This is a genomic window from Klebsiella sp. K4, from assembly GCF_014596785.2.
In the GTDB taxonomy this organism is placed as follows: Bacteria; Pseudomonadota; Gammaproteobacteria; order Enterobacterales; family Enterobacteriaceae; genus Klebsiella; species Klebsiella pneumoniae.
The window spans coordinates 797,073-812,177 of sequence record NZ_CP115021.1 but is presented as its reverse complement, the minus strand read 5'-3'; the positions used below and the strand labels follow the sequence as shown (position 1 = coordinate 812,177).

The window sequence follows — 15,105 nt, the reverse complement described above, 5'->3', positions numbered from 1 at the left end:
TCATATATGTTAAGATAAATTTTTTACCGGCACCCCGGCCCGCCAGCCAGTCTGCTGATCATCAGCCGCACATCCTCCTGCTGACTGAGCCAGGCCTGCTCAATCACCTGCGCCGCCCAGGCCGGCATCTGCGGAGAGAGGCGGTAATGGACCCACTTACCCTGTTTACGATCCAGCAGCAATCCGCTCTCACGGAGCATCGCCAGATGGCGGGAGATCTTGGGCTGGGACTGGACGAGCGCCGTACAGAGATCGCACACGCACAACTCTCCACGCGCCTTGAGCAGCAATACGATCCCCAGCCGAGTTTCATCGGCGAGGTTTTTGAACAGTTGCAGGGGCAATAAAGACATGATTTCTCCTCAAGCGTGACGGACAGCATACGGGGCCACAAAGAAAGATCAATATACATGCGCAAAAACATATATATTAATTCACGTCTGCGATGAGCATCCGGGATGTTGCGCCCCGCCATCCCTGCTAAATAGCACGGAAAAATGCCGCGTTTTCTTTTCTCCATCATCGAAATATGTCAGGCTGGAGATCCCATTGGATTGCCAGGGCTTTCAGGATGAGTACGATTTATGTGGTTGTTTTAACGTATATAAAACCGCTCGAAGAGGTTGACCGTGCGATCCCCGCCCACATCGAATGGCTCAAAAAAGGCTATGCCGACGGCCTCTTTCTCGCCTCCGGCCGCCGTATTCCCCGCACCGGCGGCGTCATTCTGGCAAAATGCGATAGCCGGGAAACTCTGCAAGCGCGTCTGAGCCAGGATCCCTTCCAGCAGCTGGGTCTCGCCCGTACAGAGATTATTCCCTTTGAGGCCAGCATGGCGTCACCCGCGCTGCAGTCGCTGTTATAACCCTGTCTGAAAGCATATCCCGGAGGAAAAATGCAGCCGTACTTTCACTGGATCAATGAACCTGCCGAGTGGCGCCGCGATTCCGACGGCCTGACGGTGGTCACTAATAAGCATACCGACTTCTGGCGCCATACCTGGTATGGCTTCGAGCGCTTCTCTGGCCATCTCTATGCCGCAGAAGTGGCGGGCGATTTTACCCTGCAGGCAAAAATCTGTGCGGATTTCACCACGCTTTACGACCAGGCTGGGCTGATGATGATGGCCGACGAGCAGACCTGGCTGAAGGCGGGAATTGAGTTTAATGACGATGCCCCGGCCATCGGCAGCGTACTGACGCTAACCCACTCCGACTGGGCCACCGGGCTTTTCCCCGGCGACCCGCGCACCTTCTGGCTGCGGCTGACCCGCAAGGGCGACGCGTTAAGGCTGCAGTATTCAACCGACGGCGAGCGCTGGCCGCTGCTGCGGCTCGGCTACTTTCCGCCAGGCCCGGTGAAAGCGGGCGTCATGTGCTGCTCACCGGAGCGTGGCGGACTGGCGGTTGCGTTTCAGGATATTCAGCTTTCCCCGCCGCTGGACAAAGCGCTGCACGATCTGAGCTGAACGCTAGCGGGAAGACCCGACTTTCTCTGCATCCTGGGGCCCAGGATTGCAGGGTTCGCTGGTGCCAGGGAGATAAAAATGACCGTGCTTATCGGGATCGGTGCCGCCAGGGCACCCTGCCCGACCCGAGGAATTATCGATATCGCCGCCGTTCGAACCGTTGCCGCCGTCGGCGCCAGCGCTCACCGACTGCCCGTTATGGCCACCGTGAACACCATGCGCAGCACTGGCCGAAAACGCCACCAGCGCGAATATACAGACTATGAAGCGTCTGCCCATTGATACCTCTCCCTTATTGATATTCCCAGCCTATGACGTTGGTGATGGGTTAAGCCGTTGAGCGGCAAAAATCATCGCGATAAAAACCGCTTTATCCGCAAGGAGTATAGGGTTAAGACTGAGGGAAAGACAGGATCTGTGCCTTCAGATATTTCGCACGCAAAATAGCCTTTATTCCGCGGCATGCATTATCAGGAAATCAATCAGGGCTTTCACCCTTTTCGTTCTGCCCGCGTTTTTTGGGTAATAGAGATAAACCGGCGGATAGGTTTTCCAGTAGTCCTCCATCACGGGAATAAACTGCTCACGATCGGGCTGTAATTGCAGGATAGGTTCAAATAAACGGCCAATCCCCAGTCCGTGGCGAATACCGTCGGCCATGACGTCAATATCATTGCTGATTAACTGTCCGGGCATCTCGACGGTGAGCTGCTCGCCGTGGTCATTGAGGATCAGCGGCAGGATGCGGTTGTTGGTAATAAAGCGATAGCCAATCAGCCGGTGATGATGGAGATCGGCAGGCATCGCGGGCACGCCATATTCGGCAAGATAGGCAGAGGAGGCGTATAGCCCTTCACGAAACGGCTTCATTAACGGGCGGGCGACCACGCCGCCTTCGAGAATATCGCCAAAGCGGATCCCAAGGTCGAAACGTTCTTCAATAATATTGACGGTACCGTCATAGACCGATATTTCCAGCTGGATCCCCGGATATTGCTGACAAAATGCCGCCATCGCCGGTTTGAGAATAAGCAGGTAGGCAAAGCGCGAGAGGGTTATTCTCACTGCCCCGGAGGGCTCCTGATTCTGGTCGCGGATGATTTCCAGCGACTTTTCCAGTGTCTCCACCGCCGCGGCGGTCTGCTCCAGCAGCTGTTGCCCGGTTTCCGTCAGCTCGATACGCCGGGTAGTGCGCACAAAAAGGGGGTGGCCAATATGCTCCTCCAGCAGCCTGAGCGCATTGCTGACCGACGGCGGCGTGATTTCGAGCTTGCGCGCGGCGGCCGAGATATTGCCCTCGCGCGCAATGCTCTGAAAGATGCGTATCTGATTATAAAGCGCGTTATTCATAGCATCTCCTTAAGACACCCTCGCCTGATTATTAAGTACAGGCTAAATATTCTTAAGTCAATGACCGCCTAATCTTCCCCCCCTGCGGCTCGTATACTTTTGTCTCTTCCCGCTGACAACGACTTTCCGGAGACAACTATGCGAATTTTATGTCTGGATATCCCTGCCCCCGGCGCGACGCTGGAACACTATGCGCCGCACCTTACCGCAGAAGCCCTGCACGCCTGGGGACTGTATAAGTCAGGTTTTATTCGCGACATCTATTTCCGTCAGGATCGACCCGGCGTCGCTATTTTCCTCGAGTGCGACACCGTGGAAGAGGCGAATAATGTCATGGCCGAATTTCCGCTGGCAAAAGCGGGTCTATTAACCTTCGAGTGTATTCCACTCGGCTCGTTTATTAGCTGGGAAAATCTCTTCTCCGCTGAATTTAAACATCAGGAGTAACGTTGGGAATGGCTCATATTCTTGTCGTTTCCGGGCATCCGGATCTTAACCATTCCATCGCCAACGCCACCATCCTCGATGAGCTGGCGACCGCCCTGCCTGATGCGGAAATCCGTCGTCTGGACTGGCTCTATCCGGACGGCAAATTCAACATCGCCGCTGAGCAGGAAAGCCTGCTGCAGGCGGATGTGATTGTCTGGCAGTTTCCCTTTAGCTGGTATGGGCTGCCCGGGTTAATGAAACAGTGGCTGGACGAGGTATTTGTCCACGGCTTCGCCCATGGCTCAACGGCGAAACTGGGTGGTAAAAAGCTGCTCCTCTCCTTCACCACGGGAGCGCCACAGGCGCTCTATACCGCTGACGGTTTCTTTGGCCATGCCATTGAGGAGTATCTCCTTCCCTTCGAGACCACGGCCAGGCTGTGCAATCTTGCGCTGCTGGCGCCGGTTTATACCTGCGGTATTAGCTACGCCGACCGGGATGCCGACAAAATCGCTCAGCAAAAAACGCTTGCCCGGGAACACGCGGCCAGACTGATCGCGCGGCTTAATACTCTGGTGGAATAACCCAAAGGGAGAAAATAACGATGCAGTATACCCGGCTCGGGAAGAGTGACTTACTGGTCTCCCGTATCTGCATGGGATGTATGGGGTTTGGCGATCCGTCAACGGGTCAGCATCGCTGGACGCTGGACGAAACAGCCAGCCGGGACATCATCCGCCACGCTCTGGAACAGGGCATCAATTTTTACGATACCGCCATCGCCTATCAGAACGGCTCCAGCGAACGGTACGTTGGCCGGGCGCTGCGGGAGATGGCAAAACGCGAGGAGGTGGTGCTGGCCACCAAGTTTCTGCCACGAACCGCTGCCCAGATTGCCGAGGGGATCAGCGGAAAACAGGCGATAGCCCGCTCGCTTGACCAGAGTCTGCGAAACCTCGGGATGGACTACATCGACCTCTACATCTACCACATCTGGGATTACAACACCCCGGTTATCGACGTGCTGGAGGCGCTGCACACCGCAGTGACCGCCGGCAAGGTGCGCGCGATTGGCATTTCCAATTGCTATGCCTGGCAGCTGGCGAAGGCGAACGCCCTTGCCGAACGCGAAGGGCTGACATCCTTTGTTTCTGTGCAGAGCCACTACAACCTGATTATGCGTGAAGATGAACGAGAGCTGTTCGGGCTGTGCGCAGAAGAGGGTATCGCCATGACTCCCTATAGCGCGCTGGCCAGCGGCCGTCTCTCCCGCTTAGAAGGCCACACGCGGCGAGAGGTGGAAGATGATTATGCCCGGGGCAAATACGACGGCACGGCAGAGCAGGACCGGATCATTATTGCCCGCGTCGCCGAAATTGCCGAACGGCATCAGGTCTCGATGACCGAAATTTCGCTGGCCTGGCTGCTGACTAAAGTCACCGCCCCGGTGATCGGCGCCACGCAAAAGCATCATGTTGACGGCGCGGTCAACGCTGTAGCCCTTCAACTGAGCCCGGAAGACATCCGTTATCTGGAAGAAGCCTACCAGCCGCACTTCCTCACAGGCGTGATGGCGCAAAACACGCCGCAAGCCAAAGACCGTCCTCTGGTGTGGACGCGCTAACGATCCGCCCTGCGGATCGGAAAGGAGCAAATATGAAAAACGTGATTGCCGCGGCAGCCTTGTCGCTTGTGCTGTCTGATTTTACTTATGCCCACGAACAAAGAGATGAAGCTATGATGAAAATTACCCCTTCCACCCTTGCGGACGCTGATATTCAAGCGGTCTCCCCGGCGCTGGCGCGCTTCGGCCGCGAGGCCATCAGCAACGACCTCTGGCAACGTGACGCCCTGTCCGCCCGCGACCGTAGCATCGTGACCGTAGCGATGCTGATTGCCCGCAACCAGCCAGGCGAGCTGAAGCACTATATTGCCGTTGCGCTCGATAGCGGCGTGACGCCAGCGGAAGTGTCAGAGATCATTACTCACCTCGCCTTCTACGCTGGCTGGCCCAATGCGATGTCAGCCGTCAGCGTCGCTAAAGCCATCTTTGAAGCCAGGGGCGTGACGGCAGAGGCCCTGCCCGCCGCCTCGCCAACGCTGCTGCCACTCAATGAACAGGTAGAGAAACAGCGTGCAGACACCGTGGAAAAAAATGTCGGCCCCATTTCGCCTGGCCTGGTTAAATTTACCGCCGACCCGCTGTTTCTCGACCTCTGGCAACGGCCCGCGCTTACGCCCCGCGACAGAAGTCTGGTGACGGTCAGCGCGTTAATCGCCGCCGGACAGAGCGCGCAGATTGGCTACCACCTAAACAGAGCTATGGATAATGGGCTTTCGGCTGAAGAGGCCGGAGAAGTAGTCGCCCAGGCGGCGTTCTACGCGGGATGGCCAAATGCGTTTACCGCCGCCCCGGTGGTCGGTGAGGTATTACGATCGCGCGAGAGCAAAACTGAATAAAAAAGAATAAAGGACAGGGAAGCTGTCCTTTATTTATCGTTAATTGTTAATTTAAAGGTACCTGGAGGGCTTTCGATCAGGTCTCGCGGAAAGAACATAAACGGTCTATCGAAGTATGGAGACTTCGATCGTGAGTCTGTTCACATCGCTCATTGAGAAAATTTCCGTTCCGTATGCCGTCATGAGTCTCATCCTTTGAAAGCAGCGATCGCTGTGGCGAGACGGTAGCGCGGACATGTCTATTTGGTCAGAGATGGACATCTCAATTTAGCTACTACACCGCTACTTCGTTTGATGCATTTAACCTTAAATATCAGTAAGTTGAATTATTCATTTAATATACATTGATGTTATAGCAATCGCTATACAGGCTCCTTAGTCATGACTGACCGGGCCACACCGCATATCGCAAGAATTTGCTCTCTCAGCCAGCGGTGAGCGGGGTCGCGTTCCATTCTTGGGTGCCACATCTGCGATACCGTAATACGACGGCTTTTGAACGGCAGCTCGAAAAGGTGTACCTGGTCCGTTACCTGCTGATTGAGTAAATAGAGTGCGGGTATCATGGCGATAAGATCCGATTCCAGCGCCACGGAAAGTGCTGTCGGAAATCCCGGTACGACGCTTGCAATTTTACGTTTTGTCCCCAGTTCGGCCAGCGCATCGTCAACGGATCCGTGCAACGCGCCCTCGGGTGACGCTACCACATGGCCCCAGGCGACATAATCACCCACGCCTATTTCAGCCTGCTTAGCCAGCGGGTGCCCTTTACGGACGACGCCAACAAACCGATCCTCAAACAGTCGTTGCAGCCGTATTTCTGGCCCCATATTACTCTGAACGCCAATCTCCAGATCAACCAGCCCTTCCCGAAGATAGCGCGACGTTTTTTCCGGCTTAGGCGCGAAGCGTATACAGACGTCCGGCGCGGCGTCGGCAACCGCTGCTATAAGCGCAGGCCCAAACGCCACCACAAAACCATCGTTTGCCCTGATGGTAAAAAGACGCGCCAGATTTTGCGCGCTGAACGTTTCAGTTGAGGGCTGTAATACCGCCCTGGCATCGTGCACTGCACGCCTGGCGCGATCCCGGGTCGCTTCGGCCCACGGGGTCAGTACCATGTTACGCCCGGCGCGTACCAGGATCGGGTCTCCTGTGACATCGCGTAACCTGCTTAATGTCCGGCTCATGGCCGAAGTGCTGAGGTTCAGACGACGAGCCGCACCTGCGACACTCGCTTCACTCAGCAATACGTCGAGAGCTACCAGCAAATTAAAATCGGGATCAGACATTACCCTTCCTCCCAGCACATTAAGATAAGGCGTTTGATGCAACAATAAAGTGAAAATAGTGCGCCTTCCGCCTGGTAAAAGCCATCTTTATAGTTTTGTCATCCATACACTCTTCTCAGAGGACAAATGATGACGCTCTTTTCCAGTCAACCCGGCGACGAAGGACTGCCTGGCCCGGCGCGCGCACGGGTGATGGCCGCAATAATGACCACCACCTTAATGGGCGTGTTTGATGGCACCATGATCAACATTGCCCTGCCCTCCATGGCTCAGGAGATGCAGGTACCTGCCAGTATTGCCGTCTGGTTCGCCAACGGGTATCTGCTGGCGGCTGCGATGACGCTGGCGATATTCGCGGCGCTTGCGGCCCGTCTGGGTTATCGCCCCGTATTTCTGGCGGGCCTGACGACCTTTACCCTGACATCACTGGGTTGTGCGCTGGCGAATAAGCCCGAAGTGCTTATCGGTATGCGCGTGCTTCAGGGGATCGGCGGCGCGGCGACGCTGAGTATTGCCCCCGCAATACTCAGGTCCGTATTTCCCGGACGCTTACTTGGCCGCATTCTGGGGTTCCATGCCCTGCTCATTGCCTCGAGCTCCGCTATCGGCCCGGTATTGGGCGGTACGATCCTTCACACCCTTAGCTGGCAATGGCTGTTTGCGATAAACGTTCTTCCCGGCACCCTCGCCTTACTACTGGCGGTCAGAGCGCTGCCGCGGGATGCGATCCGTATGCAGGCGCCCTTCGACACCGTGGGCGCCATATTGTCGGCGCTGCTGTTGGGTTCGACGATCATGGCGGCGAACAGCCTACAGAACGCTACTTCTCAATTCGGCAGCCTTTGCTGGATGGCTCTCGCTGCGCTGAGCGGCATGGCTTTTATCTGGCAAATCCGCCGCACGGGTCATCCCTTACTGCCGCCGAGCATGTTTAAAAATGAACGTTTTACCCTCGCGGCCTTCACGTCGATGGTTGCTTTTGTCAGCCAGGGGATCACCTTTATTGCGCTACCCTTCCTGTTTCAGAGCGAATACGGCTACAGTCCGGTAGTGTCTGCCCTGCTGTTTACGCCGTGGCCATTAGGGATCGTGCTGATTGCGCCGCATGCAGGCCGTTGGGCGGACACGATATCAGCCCCGGCGATATCCACCCTGGGGCTGGTGATATTTGTCGTCGGTTTGATCCTGCTGGCGACGTTACCCGCCAGACCTTCAATGTGGGATATCTGCCTGCGAAGTCTGGTATGCGGAATAGGGTTTGGCTGCTTTCAGAGTCCCAATAACCGGGAAATGCTCTCAAACGTTATTCGTGAGCACGCGAGTTATGCGTCCGGTGTTTTATCCATTATGCGCACTTTCGGGCAGTGCCTGGGAGCCGCCGCCGTAGCCGTTCTGCTGGCAGCAGATGAAAGGTCAATTCATGTTGCGCTGTGGAGCGCCGCCGCGGCCTCTGCGGTATCGGTCGTCGTCAGCGCGAGCCGGTTGCGTAAAATCGCTCATCCTGCGGAAACAGGATAAGCGCGAAAATATCACTAAACGCTACGACTCCAGCGCCAGCAGCGCAAAACGCCGATCCCGCAACCAAAGTGGAGTCCTCCGTCGGAGTTCAATAGACTAACAGAATGCTATAACCGCTGATTTATCAAGGGAAAATTGAGTTAGGTAGACTTCAGGAGACTTGAATTTGGAGCGGGCGAAGGGAATCGAACCCTCGTATAGAGCTTGGGAAGCTCTCGTTCTACCATTGAACTACGCCCGCGAAGAGGTGCGAGAAGCATTATAGCCCTTACGCACCCTGTGACAAGCCTGCCGGATGCTGACTGGCGATAAAATAACCTTTTAGCACTTAGGTTTACTTCCCTGCGGCGGCAGGTAACGCAGCGGATCGATGGCTGTCGCCCGGTAGCGGATCTGGAAATGCAGCCGCACTGAGTCGGCATCCGTACTGCCCATGGTGGCAATTTGCTGGCCGGCCTTCACGCTCTGGCCATTATTCACCATTAGCTTATCGTTGTGGGCATAGGCGGTGATGTAATCCTCGCTGTGCTTAATCATGATCAGATTGCCATAGCCGCGCAGCTGATTGCCGACGTAGACCACCTTGCCCGCCCCGGCGGCATACACCGGCTGGCCGCGGGTTCCGGCGATATCAATGCCTTTATTGCCGCCATCGGCGGTGGAATAAGGCAAGACCACTTTGCCGCTGGTCGGCCAGCGCCAGCAGCGCTGTCCCACCGGCGGCCAGGAGGACTGAGGTACCGCGGACGAAGGCGTGACCGCCGCGGTGCGCGTAGAGGAAGATTTTTTCTTCGTTGTCTTCGTTGAACTGCTGCCGTTAAGCTTCAGCTTCTGCCCCACCTCAATGGTGTAAGGCGGGGAGATGTTATTCAGGCGGGCCAGATCGCGAACGCTGGTGCCGGTGGTGCGGGAGATGCCGTACAGGGTATCGCCGCGTTTAACGGTGTAGGTGCCACCGGAATCGGAGGTGCTGGAGCAGCCGGCCAGCACCAGGCTTGCCGCCAGCATCAGTGTCATATAAAAGCGTTTCATCATCAGGCATCCTGCACTTAACACAACCACTTACCTCGCAATCAGGGCGAATATCATACCAGTCCGCGGCGCAGGGCGTCATCCCTGATGGCGAAACCATTATCCCCCGTCCCTAGCGCGCGGTCTGCGGCAGGCAGAAATTCATATTTGCGCCACGCGGCGCGGCGGCCTCTCCTCACTATTGCGCGTTGCCGTTCACAGAGCTGCCTCCAGGGCTTGTTTTGGTAATGCCTTTCTCCCATTTATGGGCTACCCTAGTGGCCTGAGTACATGACCCGGCGGGTTTGTGCCGGGTCATTTTTTATTTTCAGGAGTCGTCATGGCCGGGGAACACGTCATTTTGCTGGATGAGCAGGATCAGCCTGCCGGTATGCTGGAGAAGTATGCCGCCCATACGTTTGATACCCCTTTACATCTCGCGTTTTCCTGCTGGCTGTTTAACCAGCAGGGTCAGTTACTGGTCACTCGCCGTTCGTTGGGCAAAAAAGCCTGGCCCGGGGTATGGACCAACTCGGTCTGCGGACACCCCCAGCAGGGCGAGACCTTCGAGCAGGCCGTCACGCGCCGCTGTCGCTTCGAACTCGGTGTGGAGATCTCTGATATCGCGCCGGTTCACCCGGCCTTCCGCTACCGGGCGGTCGCCCCAAACGGTATCGTTGAGAACGAAGTGTGCCCGGTATATGCCGCGCGCGTGGTAAGCGAAGTGCAGCCTAACGACGATGAAGTCATGGACTATCAGTGGGTTGACCTGGCAACCATGTTAAGCGCGCTGGCCGCCACGCCGTGGGCGTTCAGCCCGTGGATGGTGCTGGAAGCGGAAAACCGGGACGCCCGCCAGGCGCTGACCGACTTTGTTGCGCGTCTGCGCGGGTAAGCTGACTATTCTCCAGGCCAGGCGCAGCCCTGTGCCTGTCATTAATGCCTGGCGGCGCTACGCTTGCACAGGCCTACGGTTCTGCGCCATTGCGTAGCCCGGATAAGGCGTTTACGCCGCCATCCGGGATCCCCGGCTTGCGCTGCGCTGAGCCAGGCTACGCCAGCCTTAGGACCTCACATCAGACATAAAAAAACCCGGCAAGCCGGGTTTTTTGCTTTTCGCGAAGGGCGATTATTTCTGCGGACGCATCGCCGGGAACAGAATAACGTCGCGGATGGTGTGGCTGTTGGTGAACAGCATGACCATACGGTCGATACCGATACCCAGACCAGCGGTCGGCGGCAGGCCGTGTTCCAGCGCGGTGACATAGTCTTCGTCATAAAACATTGCTTCGTCGTCGCCTGCGGCTTTCGCATCAACCTGATCCTGGAAGCGCTGCGCCTGGTCTTCGGCGTCGTTCAGCTCGCTAAAGCCGTTACCGATCTCACGGCCGCCAATGAAGAATTCAAAGCGGTCGGTGATTTCCGGGTTGACGTCGTTACGGCGCGCCAGCGGAGAAACTTCCGCCGGGTATTCGGTGATGAAGGTCGGCTGGATCAGGTGCGCTTCCGCCACTTCTTCGAAGATCTCGGTCACGATACGGCCCAGACCCCAGCTCTTCTCCACTTTGATGCCGATAGACTCAGCGATCGCTTTCGCGGAATCAAAGTTATCCAGATCCGCCATCTCGGTTTCCGGACGGTATTTCTTGATCGCTTCGCGCATGGTCAGTTTTTCAAACGGCTTGCCGAAGTCGAACACCTGGTCGCCGTAAGGCACTTCGGTATTGCCGAGGATGTCCTGCGCCAGGGTGCGGAACAGAGATTCGGTCAGCTCGATCAGATCTTTATAATCCGCATAAGCCATGTAGAGTTCCATCATGGTGAACTCTGGGTTATGACGAACGGAGATCCCTTCGTTACGGAAGTTACGGTTGATCTCGAAGACGCGTTCGAAGCCGCCAACCACCAGACGCTTGAGGTACAGTTCCGGCGCGATACGCAGGTACATGTCCAGATCCAGCGCGTTATGATGGGTGATGAACGGACGCGCGGAAGCGCCGCCCGGGATCACCTGCATCATCGGGGTTTCTACTTCCATAAAGCCGCGGCCAACCATGAACTGACGGATGCCCGCCAGGATCTGCGAACGCACTTTGAAGGTCTTGCGGGATTCATCGTTGGAGATCAGGTCCAGGTAACGCTGGCGGTAACGCGCTTCCTGATCCTGCAGGCCGTGGAATTTGTCCGGCAGCGGGCGCAGAGCTTTAGTCAACAGACGCAGCTCGGTGCAGTGGATAGAGAGTTCACCGGTTTTGGTCTTGAACAACTTACCGCGGGCGGCGATGATGTCGCCGAGGTCCCACTTTTTGAACTGGTCGTTATAAACGCCTTCCGCCAGGTCATCACGCGCCACGTACAGCTGGATGCGGCCGCCTACGTCCTGCAGGGTCACGAAGGACGCTTTACCCATGATACGACGGGTCATCATGCGGCCAGCAACGGCCACTTCAACGTTCAGCGCTTCCAGCTCTTCGTTTTCTTTGCCATCGAAGTCAGCGTGCAGTTGGTCAGAGGTATGGTCACGACGGAAATCGTTCGGGAATGCGACGCCCTGCTCACGCAGCGCAGCCAGCTTCTCGCGACGGGTTTTCAGTTCATTATTAAGGTCAATTGCCGCGTCAGCGCCCTGTGCTTGTTGTTCAGACATGTTGGTTCCTCATAACCCTGCTTTCAAACTTGCTTCGATAAATTGGTCCAGGCTGCCGTCGAGCACCGCCTGAGTGTTGCGGGTTTCCACCCCGGTACGCAGATCTTTAATACGCGAGTCATCCAACACGTAAGAGCGGATCTGGCTGCCCCAGCCGATATCGGACTTGTTGTCTTCCATCGCCTGCTTCTCGGCATTTTTCTTCTGCATCTCCAGTTCATAAAGCTTTGCTTTCATCTGCTTCATGGCCTGGTCTTTGTTTTTGTGCTGCGAACGGTCGTTCTGGCACTGCGTCACCAACCCGGTCGGGATATGGGTAATACGCACTGCGGATTCCGTACGGTTAACGTGCTGACCACCGGCGCCGGAGGCGCGGTATACGTCAATGCGCAAGTCGGCCGGGTTAATTTCGATATCGATATCGTCTTCCACTTCCGGGTAAACGAACGCGGAGCTGAAGGAGGTATGACGGCGGCCGCCGGAATCGAACGGGCTCTTACGCACCAGACGATGAACGCCGGTTTCCGTACGCAGCCAGCCGTAGGCGTAATCGCCAATGATCTTGATGGTCACGGATTTAATCCCCGCGACTTCACCTTCGGATTCTTCGATGATTTCGGTCTTAAAGCCGCGCGCTTCCGCCCAGCGCAGGTACATGCGCATCAGCATGCTGGCCCAGTCCTGGGCTTCGGTGCCGCCGGAACCGGCCTGAATGTCAAGGTAGCAATCGGCGCTGTCGTATTCGCCGGAGAACATGCGGCGGAACTCAAGCTGCGCCAGCTTCTCTTCCAGGGTATCCAGCTCGGCGACGGCTTCGTTAAAGGTCTCTTCGTCGTCCGCTTCCACGGCCAGATCCAGCAGGCCGGCAACGTCTTCCAGCCCCTGGGACATCTGATCCAGGGTATCTACGATGGCTTCCAGGGAAGAACGCTCTTTACCCAGCGCCTGGGCGCGTTCGGGTTCGTTCCACACGTCCGGCTGTTCCAGCTCGGCGTTTACTTCTTCGAGACGCTCTTTCTTGGCATCATAGTCAAAGATACCCCCTAAGAACGTCGGAGCGCTCCGTGAGGTCCTGAATGCGGTTTTTTACCGGATTTATTTCAAACATGGTCGGTTTCTTTTAATGGATTTGTCAAAATGCGGTGATAAGAGCGGAATTCTACCGGATTCGCGCCCTTATTCCTACACTGTTGTCAATTTGGCCAGAGGTGATCGATGATCAGCTGCAGGCTACGGTTGCCGCGGAACTCGTTGATGTCGAGCTTGTAGGCTAACTGGACTTCACGCACGCCGTTATCCGGCCAGATGGAAGTATCAACGTTGAAGGCGATACCGTCCAGCAGCGGCCCGCCGTCAACCGGTTCGACCATCACCTTCAGGTGACGCTCGCCCACCAGCCGCTGCTGCAGCAGGCGAAAACGACCGTCAAACAGCGGTTCCGGGAACATCTGCCCCCACGGCCCGGCGTCGCGCAGCATCTGCGCCACTTCCATACTCATCTCCGCCGCCGCCAGCGGGCCATCGGAAACCACCTCGCCCTGCAACAGCGCAGGATCCAGCCATTCGGTCACCAGCTCGCCGAAGCGCTGTTGAAACTCTTCAAAACGCGCCTCCTCCAGCGATAAGCCCGCCGCCATCGCGTGGCCGCCGAACTTCAGGATTAGCCCGGGATAAAGCGTATCAAGGCGCTCCAGCGCATCGCGCATATGCAACCCCTGAATGGAACGACCGGAGCCTTTCAGCGTGCCGTCGCCGGTAGGCGCAAAAGCGATAACCGGGCGATGGAAGCGCTCCTTAATCCGCGAGGCGAGAATGCCGACTACCCCTTGATGCCATTGCGGATGGTACATCGCCAGCCCGCCGGGCAGGGTATCGGCGCTGCGCTCCAGCTGCTGACAGAGCGTTAGCGCTTCCGCCTGCATCCCCTGCTCAATCTCTTTGCGCGTCTGATTAAGCGCATCGAGCTCGTTGGCCAGCACCCGCGCTTCGCCGATGTTGTCGCACAGCAGCAGCGCGACGCCGACCGACATGTCGTCCAGCCGTCCCGCCGCGTTCAGGCGCGGCCCGAGGGCGAAACCGAGGTCGCTGGCCGCCAGCTTTTGCGGATCGCGGTTGGCAATTTCCAGCAGCGCCTTAATACCGGGCCGACATTTGCCGGCGCGAATGCGGCTTAACCCCTGCCAGGTGAGGATACGGTTGTTAGCATCCAGCGGCACGACGTCCGCGACGGTGCCAAGCGCCACCAGATCCAGCAGCTCGGCAAGGTTCGGCGCGGGGATGCCGCGAGCGTCGAACCAGCCTTTATCGCGCAGAAAAGTGCGCAGCGCCAGCATCAGATAAAACGCCACCCCCACCCCGGCCAGTGATTTTGACGGGAAGTCGCAATCGCGCAGGTTGGGATTAACGATAGCTTCCGCCGCCGGCAGCGTCTCGCCCGGCAGATGGTGATCGGTCACCAGCACCGGGATCCCCAGCGCATGGGCATGATCGACGCCGGCATGGGACGAGATCCCGTTGTCGACGGTCATGATCATCTGCGCGCCGCGAGCATGGGCCTGATCGACCACTTCCGGGCTTAAACCGTAGCCGTCTTCAAAGCGGTTCGGCACCAGATAGGAGACGTTGCCGTAACCCAGCGCGCGCAGGGCCAACACGCTGAGCGCGGTGCTGGTGGCGCCGTCGGCGTCAAAATCACCGACCACCACGATGTGCAACCCTTTCTGGAACGCGTCATGCAGCATCTCGACCGCTTTTTCAACGCCGGTGAGCTGCGTCCAGGGGAGCATGCCTTTGACGCTGCGCTCCAGCTCCTGCGCGCTGCGCACCCCGCGGCTGGCATATAGCCGCTGCAGCAGCGGCGGCAGGTCGGCGGGGAGTTCGACGCCGTCAACCGCCTCGCGGCGGCGTAGTTGTATCTGTTGTTTCACGCG

Annotated in this window: 16 protein-coding genes and 1 tRNA gene; 8 read left to right on the top strand and 9 right to left on the bottom strand. The window is 57.3% G+C overall.

Features of this window, described 5'->3' with window-relative positions:
• Positions 1 to 23: 23 nt before the first annotated feature.
• Positions 24 to 353 (bottom strand): metalloregulator ArsR/SmtB family transcription factor, encoded by a 330-nt coding sequence (locus tag IB144_RS04050; protein ID WP_032418370.1) that lies wholly within the window; start codon positions 351 to 353, stop codon positions 24 to 26.
• 218 nt (positions 354 to 571) lie between these two features.
• Here IB144_RS04050 and IB144_RS04045 point away from each other — a divergent pair, with 218 nt between their 5' ends.
• Positions 572 to 865: a YciI family protein gene (locus tag IB144_RS04045; protein ID WP_002916282.1), complete on the top strand. Its 294-nt coding sequence runs from the start codon at positions 572 to 574 to the stop codon at positions 863 to 865.
• A 30-nt stretch (positions 866 to 895) separates the two neighbouring features.
• Positions 896 to 1,468 carry a DUF1349 domain-containing protein gene (locus tag IB144_RS04040; RefSeq protein ID WP_002916283.1) on the top strand — a complete coding sequence of 191 codons (573 nt, stop codon included), beginning with the start codon at positions 896 to 898 and terminating at the stop codon, positions 1,466 to 1,468.
• Positions 1,469 to 1,471: 3 nt separating this feature from the next.
• Here IB144_RS04040 and IB144_RS04035 read toward each other — a convergent pair whose 3' ends face one another.
• Together IB144_RS04035 and IB144_RS04030 are read right to left on the bottom strand one after the other, a co-directional pair.
• Positions 1,472 to 1,747 (bottom strand): hypothetical protein, encoded by a 276-nt coding sequence (locus IB144_RS04035; RefSeq protein ID WP_004174494.1) that lies wholly within the window; start codon positions 1,745 to 1,747, stop codon positions 1,472 to 1,474.
• 171 nt (positions 1,748 to 1,918) lie between these two features.
• Positions 1,919 to 2,818 carry a LysR family transcriptional regulator gene (locus IB144_RS04030; RefSeq protein ID WP_004174493.1) on the bottom strand — a complete coding sequence of 300 codons (900 nt, stop codon included), beginning with the start codon at positions 2,816 to 2,818 and terminating at the stop codon, positions 1,919 to 1,921.
• 138 nt (positions 2,819 to 2,956) lie between these two features.
• Here IB144_RS04030 and IB144_RS04025 point away from each other — a divergent pair, with 138 nt between their 5' ends.
• From IB144_RS04025 to IB144_RS04010, 4 genes are read left to right on the top strand one after another with little or no spacing between them, the layout of a single operon-like run.
• Entirely contained in the window at positions 2,957 to 3,265 is a 309-nt protein-coding gene (locus IB144_RS04025) for a superoxide dismutase (RefSeq protein ID WP_004151785.1), read from the top strand.
• 8 nt (positions 3,266 to 3,273) lie between these two features.
• Positions 3,274 to 3,831, top strand: a complete 558-nt coding sequence (locus IB144_RS04020; RefSeq protein WP_004174492.1) for an NAD(P)H-dependent oxidoreductase — start codon at positions 3,274 to 3,276, stop codon at positions 3,829 to 3,831.
• A 20-nt stretch (positions 3,832 to 3,851) separates the two neighbouring features.
• Positions 3,852 to 4,871, top strand: a complete 1,020-nt coding sequence (locus IB144_RS04015) for an aldo/keto reductase (protein WP_040216793.1) — start codon at positions 3,852 to 3,854, stop codon at positions 4,869 to 4,871.
• A 32-nt stretch (positions 4,872 to 4,903) separates the two neighbouring features.
• A complete protein-coding gene (locus IB144_RS04010) occupies positions 4,904 to 5,707 on the top strand; it encodes a carboxymuconolactone decarboxylase family protein (RefSeq protein ID WP_004889869.1) in 804 nt (267 codons plus the stop codon).
• A 362-nt stretch (positions 5,708 to 6,069) separates the two neighbouring features.
• Here IB144_RS04010 and IB144_RS04005 read toward each other — a convergent pair whose 3' ends face one another.
• Positions 6,070 to 6,999 carry a LysR family transcriptional regulator gene (locus IB144_RS04005; protein ID WP_065888471.1) on the bottom strand — a complete coding sequence of 310 codons (930 nt, stop codon included), beginning with the start codon at positions 6,997 to 6,999 and terminating at the stop codon, positions 6,070 to 6,072.
• A gap of 129 nt (positions 7,000 to 7,128) precedes the next feature.
• On the opposite strand from IB144_RS04005, the gene IB144_RS04000 reads away from it, so the two are divergent.
• The gene (locus IB144_RS04000) at positions 7,129 to 8,517 is read left to right on the top strand and encodes an MFS transporter (RefSeq protein ID WP_004174490.1); all 1,389 of its coding nucleotides are present in this window, start codon (positions 7,129 to 7,131) and stop codon (positions 8,515 to 8,517) included.
• Positions 8,518 to 8,684: 167 nt separating this feature from the next.
• Here the strand turns inward: IB144_RS04000 and IB144_RS03995 are convergent.
• Together IB144_RS03995 and actS are read right to left on the bottom strand one after the other, a co-directional pair.
• A tRNA-Gly gene (locus tag IB144_RS03995) sits at positions 8,685 to 8,758 on the bottom strand.
• 80 nt (positions 8,759 to 8,838) lie between these two features.
• On the bottom strand, positions 8,839 to 9,552 hold the full coding sequence (gene actS / locus IB144_RS03990) for an amidase activator ActS (protein ID WP_004157874.1): 714 nt from the start codon (positions 9,550 to 9,552) through the stop codon (positions 8,839 to 8,841).
• 316 nt (positions 9,553 to 9,868) lie between these two features.
• Here actS and idi point away from each other — a divergent pair, with 316 nt between their 5' ends.
• The gene (gene idi, locus IB144_RS03985) at positions 9,869 to 10,423 is read left to right on the top strand and encodes an isopentenyl-diphosphate Delta-isomerase (RefSeq protein WP_002916298.1); all 555 of its coding nucleotides are present in this window, start codon (positions 9,869 to 9,871) and stop codon (positions 10,421 to 10,423) included.
• A gap of 234 nt (positions 10,424 to 10,657) precedes the next feature.
• Here idi and lysS read toward each other — a convergent pair whose 3' ends face one another.
• From lysS to recJ, 3 genes are all read right to left on the bottom strand, one after another.
• On the bottom strand, positions 10,658 to 12,175 hold the full coding sequence (gene lysS, locus IB144_RS03980; RefSeq protein ID WP_002916299.1) for a lysine--tRNA ligase: 1,518 nt from the start codon (positions 12,173 to 12,175) through the stop codon (positions 10,658 to 10,660).
• Positions 12,176 to 12,184: 9 nt separating this feature from the next.
• A protein-coding gene (prfB, locus tag IB144_RS03975) for a peptide chain release factor 2 (RefSeq protein WP_095858446.1) occupies positions 12,185 to 13,283 on the bottom strand; the annotation gives its coding sequence in 2 pieces (ribosomal slippage) (positions 12,185 to 13,207 and positions 13,209 to 13,283; 1,098 coding nt in all).
• Between the two features lie 85 nt (positions 13,284 to 13,368).
• On the bottom strand, positions 13,369 to 15,102 hold the full coding sequence (recJ, locus tag IB144_RS03970) for a single-stranded-DNA-specific exonuclease RecJ (protein WP_004149758.1): 1,734 nt from the start codon (positions 15,100 to 15,102) through the stop codon (positions 13,369 to 13,371).
• Positions 15,103 to 15,105: the final 3 nt, after the last annotated feature.